This window comes from Adhaeribacter soli, assembly GCF_008727925.1.
Classification (GTDB): Bacteria; Bacteroidota; Bacteroidia; order Cytophagales; family Hymenobacteraceae; genus Adhaeribacter_A; species Adhaeribacter_A soli.
Genome location: NZ_VTWT01000005.1, coordinates 103147 through 115396, shown reverse-complemented (window position 1 = coordinate 115396; position 12250 = coordinate 103147). Strand labels below are relative to the sequence as shown.

Here is a 12250-nt window from a genome sequence, read left to right as displayed (position 1 = left end):
GTTCTTACGTATATTATATTAATATAAAATAACATGGCGAATATTGGCAGGATTGCCCAGGTTATCGGTCCGGTGGTGGACGTTAGCTTTTCCGGTGAATCATCAAAATTACCAAACATCCTCGATGCCCTTGAGGTAATTAAAGAAAATGGCCAGCGCATCGTTCTGGAAGTGCAGCAGCACTTAGGCGAAGACCGCGTACGGACCATCTCTATGGACTCAACCGAAGGTCTGACCCGCGGCGCTCAGGTTACCGATCTGGAAGGCCCGATCACTATGCCAACCGGCGACGCTATTAAAGGCCGTCTGTTCAACGTAATCGGTGAAGCCATTGATGGTATTTCTCAGCCTGTTTCAACCAAACGTCTGCCAATTCACCGTCACGCGCCGCGTTTCGAAGACCTGGCAACTTCTTCCGAGATCCTTTATACCGGTATTAAAGTAATTGACCTGTTAGCGCCTTACGTGAAAGGTGGTAAAATCGGTCTTTTCGGTGGTGCCGGGGTAGGTAAAACGGTACTTATCATGGAGCTGGTAAACAACATTGCGAAGGCTTATTCCGGTCTTTCGGTGTTTGCCGGTGTTGGTGAGCGTACTCGTGAGGGGAACGACTTACTCCGTGAATTCTTAGAATCTGATATTATTAAATACGGCGAAGAGTTTAAGCACTCGATGGAAGCCGGTGGTTGGGATCTGACCAAAGTTGACCACAAAGAACTTGAGAAGTCTCAGGCTACGCTGGTGTTCGGTCAGATGAACGAACCGCCAGGGGCCCGTGCCCGTGTTGCCCTTTCCGGTCTTACCATTGCTGAGAACTTCCGCGATGGCGATGGCGAAGGTGCTGGTCGTGATATCCTTTTCTTCATCGACAACATTTTCCGCTTTACCCAGGCAGGTGCTGAGGTATCGGCGCTATTAGGCCGTATGCCGTCGGCGGTAGGTTACCAGCCAACGCTGGCAACTGAAATGGGTGCTATGCAGGAGCGTATTACCTCTACCAAGCGTGGTTCCATTACTTCGGTACAGGCCGTTTACGTACCTGCCGATGACTTGACTGACCCGGCTCCGGCTACGACCTTTGCTCACTTAGATGCAACAACCGTACTTTCCCGTAAAATTGCCGAGTTAGGAATTTACCCTGCAGTAGACCCGCTGGATTCTACTTCCCGTATCTTGTCTGCTGACGTATTAGGTAATGAACATTACGATACTGCCCAGCGCGTAAAAGAAATTCTACAGCGTTACAAAGAACTTCAGGACATCATCGCCATCCTTGGTATGGACGAACTTTCTGAAGAAGATAAACTGGTTGTACACCGTGCCCGTCGCGTGCAGCGTTTCTTATCGCAGCCGTTCCACGTGGCCGAGCAGTTCACCGGTCTTGCCGGCGTTCTGGTAGATATCAAAGATACTATCCGTGGCTTCAACGAGATCATGGACGGTAAATACGATCACCTGCCGGAAGTTGCTTTCAACTTAGTAGGTTCTATCGAAGATGCCGTAGCCAAAGGCGAAAAACTGATGGCGGAAGCGAAGTAGTAAATTAGTTAAGAGTTAAAAGTTAAGAGTTATGAGTTGTTCCTTCTGAATAGCTTTAACTCTTAACTCATAACTTTAAACTCATAACTCATAAAAAATGCATTTAGAAATAATCACTCCGGATAAAAAGGTTTTTGAAGGCGAAGTAACAAGCGCGGTTTTCCCGGGAGTCAACGGTGCGTTTGAGGTTCTAAACAACCACGCCCCGCTTATCAGTACGCTGGATTTTGGTCCGGTACGGGTTACTTCCGCTTCTGGTACGCAGTTCTTCAACATCGATGGCGGCGTGGTAGAAGTTTTAGACAACAAAATTGTAGTGCTGGCCGAGGCCGTTCTGAGCTAAGCTGAAAACATATTGCAGGAAAGCCTTTCTCTTAACCGGGAAAGGCTTTTTTGTTTTAAAAGGGTAGCGTTTTGGAGGGGAAAAGTAAAGAAGCCACCTTCTATAAGAAGGCGTTTGATCAGAAATTGGCTCATAAATCAGAATCTCCCGGTAGCGTAGGGTTTAAACCCTACGCTACCGGGAGATAGCTTCTATAAACGATAGCGAAGAATTTCAATCCGGAGGCAAGGCGTTCAACTGTTTTTCGATCCACTCCACGGCATCTAACTTACTGGGGCAAAACCGGATGAATTCGGCGCCTTTATCCGAAAGGGGCGGCTTTTTCGTGCCTTCTTTCCATATATGAATGATGTAGCGTAAGCCTTCGGCGTGCACTTCGTTGTCCCAGCCTTTTTCCAGGAACTTCACAAACGCTTCGGACGCATTGCTGTAAAGCCCCTGAAAATCGTTTATAAGAAAAAGGGCTTTCTTACGCCGGATCATTATGGCTACTTCGTCCTTTGCTTTCTCCAGATCGCTCAGTTTCGCAGTGGCCTTCCAGGTAACCGTAATAGATCGCAAACGCTCATGGTAGCGGATGGAGCAGTAAATTTTCCCCAGGCTGTTTTCCAGGTGCTTGAAATTGTATTCCATAATCCTGCTTTATTCCGTTCATGCCCGCTTTCTGCAAATTACCTTCAGCGCTTTCGTATAACTCTCCAACCGGTTATTTAGTTTTCTGATCGAAAACGGTACCATTTTCTGCTAAAAACTATGCAAACACCTTCTTTACTTCCTTCACCACCCGAACCAGATCTTCTTCCGAAAGGTTGCTTCCCGAGGGCAGGCACAGGCCTTTTTCGAATAAACTTTCGCTTACTTTTTCGCCGTAATAAGGCAGCCCTTTAAAAACCGGTTGCAGGTGCATTGGTTTCCAGAGGGGCCGGCTTTCAATGTCACAGGTTTCCAGGTGCTGGCGGATCTGTTCCGGCGAAACGGTAGCGGAATCGATCAAAATAGTGGTAAGCCAGCGGTTGCTGAAGTGTCCGGCCGGTTCTTTCAGGAAGGATATGGCTTCGAGTTTCTGAAAGGCATCGCAATAAAGCTGAAAGTTCTCCCGCCGCTGCTTTACCCGTTTTTCCAGCACTTCTAGCTGTCCGCGCCCGATACCCGCCGAAATGTTGCTCAGGCGGTAATTATAACCTACTTCCGAATGCAGGTAATACGGTGCCGGATCTTTGGCCTGGGTTGCCAGAAAATGCGCGCGGTTAATATATTCCTGATTCTCGGAAATTAAAGCGCCGCCGCCGGAAGTAGTAATTATCTTGTTGCCGTTGAACGAATATATGCCGATGGTGCCGAAGCGTCCGGCCGGCTGTTTTTTATAAGTGGAACCTAAGGCTTCGGCGGCATCTTCAATAACCGGAATTTCATACTGCCGGGCTATCTCCAGCAATTCCAGCAATTTGGCCGGCATACCGTAAAGGTGTACCAGAATAATGGCTTTCGGTTTTTTGCCTTTCCGCATCCGGTCCTGAATGGCTTGTTCCAGGAAGTCCGGGCTCATGTTCCAAGTATCGGGTTCACTGTCTACGAAAACGGGAGTGGCGCCCTGGTAAAGAACCGGGTTTACGGAAGCAATAAAGGTAAAGGAAGAACAAATTACTTCGTCGCCGGACTGCACACCCAAAACCATTAAAGCCAGGTGAATGGCGGCGGTGCCCGAAGAAACGGCCAGGGCATAAGAGGCACCGGTTATTTCGCAAAGTTCGCGTTCAAAACCTTCCAGGTTAGGCCCGGCAGGCGCAATGTAATTGTCCTCGAAAGCTTTGTGAACGTAGTTCAGCTCGTGGCCGCCCATGTGGGGCGGGGAAAGAAAAATGCGGTTAGGCCGGAATTTCATGCGCTTTTATGATCTTTGCGGGTACGCCAACTGCAGTGCAATTAGCCGGTAAGGAACGGGTAACTACGGCACCCGCGCCAATTATGGTGCCGGAGCCTACTTCCAGTAATTGAATTACCGTGCTGTTGGTACCCAGGTAGACATGGTCGTGCAGTTTTACGTTGCCTGCCAGGTTCACGCTGTACATTAGCGAGCAGAAATCGTCTACCGCTACATCGTGCGCCAGCGTGCAGGCCGGGCTGACTTGTACGTGACTGCCGATCTTAACGTTGGTGGTAATTACCACCCTTTCGCCAATTACGGTTCCTTCGCCGATTTCATAATACTGGTAATTCCGGAGCTGAACGGATGGGTGAACCAGGACCGGGTATTTGATATTCGGATTGGTAATGCGGCTAAACACGTTACTTTTGGCCTGACAGTTCCCGATCCCGATAACCAGGTGCAGTTCCTCCGGATAGGCATTCAGTTCGGTTAAAGAGCCCAGGTAAGGCAGGCCGTTCAATTGTCCGGAAAAGGGTATTTCGTCAAAGAAGCCCAGAATGTTCCACGTGTGAGAAACCTCATTAAGCTGCCGGAGCAGGAGTAAGATTTCCCGCCCCAAACCGCCGGCCCCGAAAATGGCAATGTCTTTCATAGAACTTCGGTATGCTGGTTTAAATTTAGGGTTTTATTTCGGATTCCTGCCTTCCGGAAGACCCGGTAAAACGCTCCATGGTCACGTGGCCGGGCGCACTTACTTCGTGGTGGCGGAACAATTTCAGAAAAGTAAGCCCCAGAATTTTCAGATCAAGCCCGAACGAGAGATGATTTACGTACCAAAGGTCCAGTTCGAAGCGGCGTTCCCAGGTTACCGCATTGCGACCATTCACTTGCGCCCAACCCGTAATGCCGGGCTTTACCTCGTGCCGGCGGAATTGCTCCGGCGTATAAAGCTCCAGGTATTCCACGAGCAAAGGTCGGGGACCAACCAAACTCAGATCCCCTTTCAGCACGTTGAAAAGCTGGGGCAATTCATCGAGGGAAGTTTTCCGCACGAATTTCCCGAAGCCGGTTAACCGTTCCGCATCCGGCAGCAGGTTGCCTTTTTCATCGCGCGCCTCGTTCATAGTCCGGAACTTGTAAATGGTGAAAAGCCGGCCTTTATAACCGGGGCGGACCTGCCTGAAAAGCGGCTTCCCTTTGGTCTGGAAAAACAATACCGGAAACAGCACCAAAAGCAGGGGCAGAGCCGGGATCAGGAAGATACCGGCAAGGCAGTAATCCAGTAAAGGTTTGAAGAACTTCCGGTACAAAAGCTGCAAAATTTAATTCTTACGAAGGTAATTAAACCACCGGAAAATGGTAGGGAAAAAGCCTGAAAAAGTAAACTTCAGTAGCGTAGGGTTTAAACCCTACGCTACTGAAGTTTTGCGTTGATAACCTTTGAAGAAAAGATAAATTTTGCAACTTTGTTTCTTGATTAATTCTGCCGCATGATCGCATTTCCGAACGCCAAACTGAATATCGGACTGAATATTACCGAACGCCGCCCGGACGGGTTTCATAACCTGGAATCGGTTTTTTACCCGGTGAAGTGGTGCGATGCCCTGGAAATACTTCCGGCCGAAGAAACGGTTTTCACTTCTTCCGGAATACCAATTCCCGGTTCTTCGGAAAGCAACCTTTGCCTGAAAGCTTACGGGCAGTTGCAAGCTGATTTCGATCTGCCGCCCGTAAAGATGCACCTGCACAAAAATATCCCGATCGGGGCGGGTGTGGGCGGTGGCTCTTCCGATGCGGCTTTCGCGCTTAAAATGCTGGACGAGCTTTTTGCCCTGAACATTGGCCGGGAAAGACTAGAAGACTATGCCCGGCAGCTTGGTTCCGATTGCGCGTTTTTCATTCACAACAAGCCGGTTTTCGCGAAAGAAAAAGGCGATGTTTTTGAGCCGGTTGCGCTGGACTTAGGCCAGTACACCTGTCTGGTCGTTTACCCGGACCTGCACATTACTACCGCCGAAGCCTACGGGAAAATTAAGCCGAAACCTGCCGAAGTTTCTCTCCGGGAAGCCATTCAAAACGGTATTACAACTTGGCAAAAAACGATTACCAACGATTTTGAAACGGCTCTTTTTTCAACGTACCTTGTATTGCCCCAACTGAAAGCACAACTGTACCAAAGTGGTGCACTTTACGCTTCCATGACGGGTTCGGGCTCGGCGGTTTTCGGAATTTTTGAAAACGAAGTGCCGGCCGGCCTAACCTTCCCGACCACTTTCCGGACCTGGCAGGGGCGCCTTTAAGGCTTGCCGCCGGTTGTAGTAAGAATCCATAACCGGGTAAATGAAAACGGTGCCCAGAATAATGAGCGTGCCGTAATAAAACCCGATCGACATTTGCTCTTTCTGTCCGAAAATAAGCCAAGCCAGTACGATCCCGTAAACCGGTTCCAGGTTCACGGTTAAGTTCATGGCAAAGGCCGAGATCTTCTGCATCAGGCGAACCGCGCCGGTATAGGCATAAACGGTGCAAACCAGGGTAAGCGTGATCAGATATACCCAATCCATGCTGCTCAGGCTGAAATCAAGGGTATGGTTTTCGGCAAAAAAAGTGGTGTAGATCGGCAGGAAGGCCACCGTTCCCAGAAAGGCGCCGCCCATTTCGTAGCAGCTGATGGTAGCAGCCGGGTAAACTTTAGTGAGGCGGCTGTTGATGATGGTAAAAATAGAAGCCATTAAAGCCGAACCTACAGCCATGGTAATTCCTATGGCATGGTCGAATTCGAACTGGAAGATCACGTACAAACCGATCATGATGATAATGGCCAGCAGAATTTCGTGGGGTTTTATTTTCTTCTTCGTGAATAGCGGTTCCAGAATGGCCGTCCAGAGACTGGAAGTAGCCAGACCCGCCAGCGAAATGGAAACCGAAGCGACCCGCGCCGACGCAAAAAACAGGATCCAGTGCGCCGCCAATAGCAAACCTACCCCCAGGATCTGAATAGTAGGTTTAGTGCCGATCCGGAAAATCCCTTTCCGGAACTTAATGATCAGGGCCAGCGCCAGGCAGGCAATTAACGTACGAACTGCCACCAGCTCTACGGCCGGAATGGAAATAAGCTTGCCTAAAATGGCGGTAAATCCCCACAGGAAAATAATAAAATGTAATTCAAGAACGTCTCTAAAGCGGGGCATTGGTTAATGTGCTGATGTTTTAATGTGGTAATGAGGAAATGTGCTAATGTGCTAATGCGGTAATGTGCTAATGAGGAAATTTGGAAATGGTTTTAATCCATTCTGGCGCAAGTGTTAAGCGAAAGCGTCACTTGGGCCTGACGAACAGTAGGAAGTCTTCAGACTTCCGTAAAACCAGTATCTGATTTTTTATTCCGGTTTACGCCAGTCCGGAGACTGGCTTTTGTCTATTAAGCCCAAGTGACGCTTTCGCTTAACACTTGCGCCAGGAGCAGTTATTTCCGTACTTTTTCCGGACAACTAATAACGAATAACGAACAACGAACAACGAATAACGAAATCACCTCGGCACAGTTTTATAAAGCACTGCCCCGATCACGCTGAAGACCATTAATGGAATCCAGGAAGCAAGCATCGGTGGCACATCGCCGACTTGTGCCAGGCTTCGGCTCATGATCACGAAAATGATGAACACGAAGGCTAGGGCAAATCCCAACGCGATCTGGAAACCTACGCCGCCGCGAGCCTTGCGGGAACTCAGAATTACGCCGATAATGGTAAGTACGATAATGGCAAAAGGATAACTGAAACGCTCGTACTTGTCTATAAGGTAGGTTTCTACATCGGCCGCGCCGCGTTCCTGTTTTTCCGCAATAAATTTATTGAGCTCAGGCAAGGTGAAGGTTTCGGCCAGGCGGTAAGTACTGGCAAAATCTTTGGGCAGCAGGTTCAGCGTGGTATCGGTCATGCCGCCGTAGGAGATCGCTTCTTTTTCTCCGTCGAAGGTTCTGAGCACGTAGCTGTCGATGTGCCACTTTTTCTTTTCCGGGTTCCAGGCAATGGCATCGGCGGTAAGTTTGCTTTTGAGTTCGGTACCTACAATGCGTTCCAGGGTGAATTTATACCCGATATTGGCCGTGTTGTTGTAGTTTTCCATATACACGTAATGCTCCGGACCAACCCTGATGTGAATGTTGCGGGCATCGAAATTAAACGGATTCTTGATGTACTTGATCTCGAAGGCCACTCTGGTTTTATTTGCATTCGGAATTACCCAGCCAATGAGCGCAAAAATGATCGCCCCGATAATGGTTGCCCCGATAATGTAGGGCACCAGCAAGCGCCTGAAACTTACCCCGCTGCTCAGAATGGCAATGATCTCGGTATGCGATGCCAGCTTGGCCGTAACGAAAACGGTAGCAATAAACACCGTGATCGGGCTGAGCATGTTGGCGTAGAACGGGATCAGGTTCAGGTAATAATCCAGCATGATGGAGCTGAACGAGACTTTATGTTTTATGAAGTCGTCGTTCTTCTCCGTAAAATCGATCACACAGATAATGAGCACGCAAAGCAGCACCACGAAAAAGAACGTAGTGAGGAATTTCTTCAGAATGTATTTATCGAGCAGTTTCACTACTTCTTAATTAAAAATTAGAAATTATTTTTCTTCAGAAATCTCATTAACAGGAACTTGAAATATAAAGATGGTATTCTCTCAGGCTCTAAACTTCATAAACCTTTAATAACCATTTCTAATTTCTAATTCATAATTTCTAATTAAAGTCTCGTCATCAGTTTCTCCACCATTACGTTTTTCCAGGCGGCAAAGGTGCCGGCTTTTATTTGCTCCCGCGCTTGTTTTACGAGCCAGAGATAGAACGTTAAATTGTGTACGCTGGCGATCATGCCGGCCAGGTATTCCTGAGCGTGAATGAGGTGGCGTAAATATGCTTTGGAGTAAAACGTACTGGTGTAGCCGCCCAGTTCTGCATCTATCGGGCTGAAATCGTCTTTCCAACGTTGGTTCCGGATGTTTATGATACCCTGGGTGGTGAAAAGCATCCCGTTGCGGGCATTACGGGTAGGCAGCACGCAATCGAACATGTCCACGCCCAGGGCAATGTTCTCCAGGATGTTGGCTGGTGTACCTACGCCCATTAAATAGCGCGGCTTGTCTTTTGGCAGGATGCTGCACACCAGGTCGGTCATTTCGTACATCATTTCGGCCGGTTCGCCTACCGAAAGCCCGCCAATGGCGTTTCCTTCGCGGTTCATGCTGGCAATGTATTCCGCCGACTGGGTTCTTAAATCGCGGAACGTACTGCCCTGTACGATCGGGAATAAGGTCTGGTCGAAGCCGTATTTGCCTTCGGTGCTGTCAAAACGTTCACAGCAGCGTTTTAACCAGCGGTGCGTACGGTGCATGGAGTTTTTGGCGTAGTCGTACTCGCAAGGGTAGGGAGTGCATTCATCGAAGGCCATAATGATGTCGGCGCCGATGGTGCGCTGGGTGTCCATTACGTTTTCCGGGGTAAACAAATGCGTGCTGCCGTCTATGTGCGATTTGAATTTTACGCCTTCCTCAATAATTTTCCGGGTGCCTGAAAGCGAGAAAACCTGGTAGCCGCCGCTATCGGTCAGAATAGGTTTATCCCAGCCGTTGAATTTGTGCAGGCCGCCGGCTTTTTCCAGAATATCCAGCCCCGGACGAAGGTACAAATGGTAAGTATTTCCCAGGATGATTTGTGCCTGAATATCCTCCTTTAGTTCGCGCTGATGCACGGCTTTTACGGTGGCGGCGGTACCCACCGGCATAAAGATCGGGGTTTCTATTACGCCGTGCGCGGTGGTTACTTTGCCGGCGCGGGCATTGGAGCCAGGGTCCTGGGCTTGAAGTTCGAAAGTCATTACTTTAATTAAAAATTAAGAATTAATAATTAAGAATGCTCCGGGAAGCGGTTCAGAATTATTAATGCTTTTTTACAAGCCGGCAAAGATACGAACAATGCCCGGCTTTCTGTAATTAAATGATTTTTAGGTTGCCGCTTGGGTTAATTTAAGGTAGTTTTGATGGTTGATTAATCTGGTTAGGATGCCTGACTAATTATATGTGGAAAGAGATCAAAACAGAAGCTGAAATAGAACAACTTCTCCAAAGCTATGGGAGTTTTCACGACAGCTGTTTACGCGATCTTCATATATCGACAAGAGAATATGTAGACGAAAAATTAGCGATGGGTTTTGATAATAAAAATATAGCCACGCTGCTTTTTCAACGACAATTTGCAACGAATCCTGTACTGGAATTAAAGTTTGAGGATGTTGACAGACTGAATTTTAATCCTCTTGGTCCGGAATATTATGGAATAATTTATGAAGCAACCTTCAAAAAGGTGAAAGATTTATTTTATTGGGCGAATGAACCTGATTGGGAAATTGGAGACGAGGATGCAAACTGGATATCTGCTAAGAAGGTTTATTGGAGATATAGGCCTGAATTGATTGGAAATGTAACAAGGTTGAAAGAATAATCAGGCTGGATTAGCGCTGATTTACAAAGCAAATTTTAGTTAAGAATTGGAGTAAACGCTTTAACCCAGATTCTTAATTATTAATTCTTAATTATTAATTAATAAATGCTCCCGCTTACTTTTTCTTTAGAAAACATACTGTTTCTGCTCCTGATCATCACGGTACTGGTGCAGTTTTTTTACGGTTTTTATTATTTTCTGAGCTTAGCCCTTCATAAAAAGCATTTGCCTTTCGAAACGCCCGGTTTTCCGGTGTCGGTAATTGTTTGCGCGCACAACGAATATGAAAATTTAATGCAGTTGGTGCCGAAGCTGCTGAAGCAGGAGTACCCGAAATTCGAGCTGATCCTGATAGACGACCGTTCGAAAGATGAAACTAACGGGTATATGCAGCAGGTAACGCAGTATTTCCCCAATACCCGGCTTATCACGATCAAGAATACGCCGGCCGGCTTCAATCCGAAAAAATACGCCCTGAGCATGGGTATAAAATCGGCTTCCTATGACCACCTGCTGCTTACCGATGCCGATTGCGTACCGCTGAGCGAACGCTGGATCGCGGAAATGATGAAAGGCTACCGCGCCGGCGCCGATATGGTGCTGGGTTATGGGAGATATAGGAAAATTCAGGGATTCTTGGGTGCGCTTATACAGTATGAAACCTTACTGTCGGCTATGCAGTATCTATCGTTTGCCATAAAAGGGAAAGCATACATGGGCGTAGGCCGGAATCTCTCGTATACCAAAACGTGCTTCTATCGCAATAAAGGCTTTGCTTCCCACATCCGGGCTACCGGCGGCGACGACGACCTTTTTGTGCAGGAAGCAGCAGAAAACAGCAAAATAAACGTTATCATCGGAATAGACGGACAAACCGAAAGTCAACCGAAAGAAACCTGGCGGGAATGGTGGCGTCAAAAGCGCCGGCATCTGGGAGCAGGCAAGAAATATAAATGGACGGACCGGCTGCGGATTGGAACCTTTATTTTGTCAAATATCTTTTTTTATATAGTTTCAGTTGTACTTTTGGCTATGCAAGCAGACCTGGTATGGCTGGGATTGATATTCGGTGTGCGATGTCTGGTAATTTTTAGCATTTATTATCAGGCTGCAAGTAACCTAAAGGAGCGGCTTTCAGTAGTACTCATACCTATACTCGATATAGCCTTTTTCGTATATTATGTGCTATTAAGCGTATCGGTTTTAATGTTTAAAAAAGTAACATGGAAGTAAACAAACAATTTTCTGCGAAAGCAAAACACGATTTTAAACTCATTCAGTCGGCGGTAGAGGGTGGTGATGAAAAGGCGTATGCCGAGCTGATGCAGATCTATAAAAAACCGGTATACCATGTGGTGCTGAAAATGGTGCGTAACCCCGACGATGCCGAAGACTTAACCATTGAAGCCTTTGCCAAAGCTTTCCGCAACCTGCATAAATTCAATCCGGAATATGCCTTCTCTACCTGGCTTTTCCGCATCGCCACCAACAACTGTATCGATTTTATCCGCAAGAATAAGATCAAGACCATGAGCATCGACTCAGCCATCAAGATCGATAACGGCGACGAAATTACCATCGACTTTAAAGACAACAACTTAACCCCACAGGAAAGCGCGATCAAGAACCAGAAGATCGAGATCATGCAGTTTATTGTGGGCAAGCTGCCGGAAAAATACCAGCGTCTGGTTACGTTGCGCTACTTCGACGAGCTTTCGTACGAAGAAATTGCCACCGAACTGAACGCCCCGCTAGGCACCGTAAAAGCCCAGCTCCACCGCGCCCGCGAGTTGCTCTATGACATGGTAAAAAATAAAAAACACCTTATCTAGTGATTAGTGAATAGTGATTAATGATTAGTAAGGAAATGTAAAATGACCCTGGCTTCGGCCGGGGTTTTTTCGTTTAAAACGGTACTGTTTTTTATCCATCGGGTAAAAGCTGTAAACTTTTTCCCTATCAAATCCGAAAATCGCTTACTTTCGTTATCCGGTAG

At 47.5% G+C, this 12250-nt stretch carries 13 protein-coding genes; 6 read left to right on the top strand and 7 right to left on the bottom strand.

The window, feature by feature from the left end; all coding sequences use genetic code 11:
• Positions 1-33 precede the first annotated feature (33 nt).
• Positions 34-1539, top strand: a complete 1506-nt coding sequence (atpD, locus tag F0P94_RS10180; RefSeq protein WP_150903778.1) for a F0F1 ATP synthase subunit beta — start codon at positions 34-36, stop codon at positions 1537-1539.
• Positions 1540-1636: 97 nt separating this feature from the next.
• Complete coding sequence (gene atpC / locus F0P94_RS10175) at positions 1637-1882, top strand: ATP synthase F1 subunit epsilon (RefSeq protein ID WP_150903777.1); 246 nt, start codon at positions 1637-1639, stop codon at positions 1880-1882.
• A gap of 213 nt (positions 1883-2095) precedes the next feature.
• Here the strand turns inward: atpC and F0P94_RS10170 are convergent, their stop codons facing one another.
• The 4 genes from F0P94_RS10170 to F0P94_RS10155 form a co-directional block, all read right to left on the bottom strand.
• Positions 2096-2515, bottom strand: coding sequence for a hypothetical protein (locus F0P94_RS10170; protein ID WP_150903776.1), 420 nt, complete (start codon positions 2513-2515; stop codon positions 2096-2098).
• A 118-nt stretch (positions 2516-2633) separates the two neighbouring features.
• On the bottom strand, positions 2634-3764 hold the full coding sequence (locus tag F0P94_RS10165; RefSeq protein WP_150903775.1) for an aminotransferase class I/II-fold pyridoxal phosphate-dependent enzyme: 1131 nt from the start codon (positions 3762-3764) through the stop codon (positions 2634-2636).
• The gene (locus tag F0P94_RS10160; RefSeq protein ID WP_150903774.1) at positions 3748-4401 is read right to left on the bottom strand and encodes an acetyltransferase; all 654 of its coding nucleotides are present in this window, start codon (positions 4399-4401) and stop codon (positions 3748-3750) included. Before F0P94_RS10160 ends, F0P94_RS10165 begins: the two co-directional genes overlap by 17 nt.
• A gap of 25 nt (positions 4402-4426) precedes the next feature.
• Entirely contained in the window at positions 4427-5059 is a 633-nt protein-coding gene (locus F0P94_RS10155) for a sugar transferase (protein WP_150904001.1), read from the bottom strand.
• A 180-nt stretch (positions 5060-5239) separates the two neighbouring features.
• Between F0P94_RS10155 and ispE the strand changes: the two genes are divergently transcribed.
• Positions 5240-6049, top strand: a complete 810-nt coding sequence (gene ispE / locus F0P94_RS10150; RefSeq protein ID WP_150903773.1) for a 4-(cytidine 5'-diphospho)-2-C-methyl-D-erythritol kinase — start codon at positions 5240-5242, stop codon at positions 6047-6049.
• On the opposite strand, the gene F0P94_RS10145 is transcribed toward ispE, so the two are convergent.
• The 3 genes from F0P94_RS10145 to tgt all read right to left on the bottom strand — a co-directional run bounded on the left by F0P94_RS10145 (position 6005) and on the right by tgt (position 9631).
• Positions 6005-6940: a DMT family transporter gene (locus F0P94_RS10145; RefSeq protein ID WP_150903772.1), complete on the bottom strand. Its 936-nt coding sequence runs from the start codon at positions 6938-6940 to the stop codon at positions 6005-6007. The genes ispE and F0P94_RS10145 overlap by 45 nt on opposite strands.
• A 340-nt stretch (positions 6941-7280) precedes the next feature.
• Positions 7281-8357 carry an LptF/LptG family permease gene (locus F0P94_RS10140; RefSeq protein WP_150903771.1) on the bottom strand — a complete coding sequence of 359 codons (1077 nt, stop codon included), beginning with the start codon at positions 8355-8357 and terminating at the stop codon, positions 7281-7283.
• Between the two features lie 143 nt (positions 8358-8500).
• The gene (gene tgt / locus F0P94_RS10135; RefSeq protein WP_150903770.1) at positions 8501-9631 is read right to left on the bottom strand and encodes a tRNA guanosine(34) transglycosylase Tgt; all 1131 of its coding nucleotides are present in this window, start codon (positions 9629-9631) and stop codon (positions 8501-8503) included.
• Positions 9632-9831: 200 nt separating this feature from the next.
• Here tgt and F0P94_RS10130 point away from each other — a divergent pair, with 200 nt between their 5' ends.
• From F0P94_RS10130 to F0P94_RS10120, 3 genes are all read left to right on the top strand, one after another.
• Positions 9832-10254 carry a hypothetical protein gene (locus F0P94_RS10130; protein ID WP_150903769.1) on the top strand — a complete coding sequence of 141 codons (423 nt, stop codon included), beginning with the start codon at positions 9832-9834 and terminating at the stop codon, positions 10252-10254.
• A gap of 105 nt (positions 10255-10359) precedes the next feature.
• Entirely contained in the window at positions 10360-11487 is a 1128-nt protein-coding gene (locus tag F0P94_RS10125) for a glycosyltransferase (protein ID WP_150903768.1), read from the top strand.
• Positions 11478-12086, top strand: a complete 609-nt coding sequence (locus tag F0P94_RS10120) for an RNA polymerase sigma factor (protein WP_150903767.1) — start codon at positions 11478-11480, stop codon at positions 12084-12086. The genes F0P94_RS10125 and F0P94_RS10120 overlap by 10 nt, the downstream gene beginning before the upstream one ends.
• Positions 12087-12250: the final 164 nt, after the last annotated feature.

Excerpts from the sequence above, each read along its gene's own strand:
- atpD (WP_150903778.1), top strand. The coding sequence starts at position 34 with ATGGCGAATATTGGCAGGATTGCCCAGGTTATCGGTCCGGTGGTGGAC.
- atpC (WP_150903777.1), top strand. The coding sequence starts at position 1,637 with ATGCATTTAGAAATAATCACTCCGGATAAAAAGGTTTTTGAAGGCGAA.
- F0P94_RS10170 (WP_150903776.1), bottom strand. The coding sequence starts at position 2,515 with ATGGAATACAATTTCAAGCACCTGGAAAACAGCCTGGGGAAAATTTAC.
- F0P94_RS10165 (WP_150903775.1), bottom strand. The coding sequence starts at position 3,764 with ATGAAATTCCGGCCTAACCGCATTTTTCTTTCCCCGCCCCACATGGGC.
- F0P94_RS10160 (WP_150903774.1), bottom strand. The coding sequence starts at position 4,401 with ATGAAAGACATTGCCATTTTCGGGGCCGGCGGTTTGGGGCGGGAAATC.
- ispE (WP_150903773.1), top strand. The coding sequence starts at position 5,240 with ATGATCGCATTTCCGAACGCCAAACTGAATATCGGACTGAATATTACC.
- F0P94_RS10145 (WP_150903772.1), bottom strand. The coding sequence starts at position 6,940 with ATGCCCCGCTTTAGAGACGTTCTTGAATTACATTTTATTATTTTCCTG.
- tgt (WP_150903770.1), bottom strand. The coding sequence starts at position 9,631 with ATGACTTTCGAACTTCAAGCCCAGGACCCTGGCTCCAATGCCCGCGCC.
- F0P94_RS10130 (WP_150903769.1), top strand. The coding sequence starts at position 9,832 with ATGTGGAAAGAGATCAAAACAGAAGCTGAAATAGAACAACTTCTCCAA.
- F0P94_RS10125 (WP_150903768.1), top strand. The coding sequence starts at position 10,360 with ATGCTCCCGCTTACTTTTTCTTTAGAAAACATACTGTTTCTGCTCCTG.
- F0P94_RS10120 (WP_150903767.1), top strand. The coding sequence starts at position 11,478 with ATGGAAGTAAACAAACAATTTTCTGCGAAAGCAAAACACGATTTTAAA.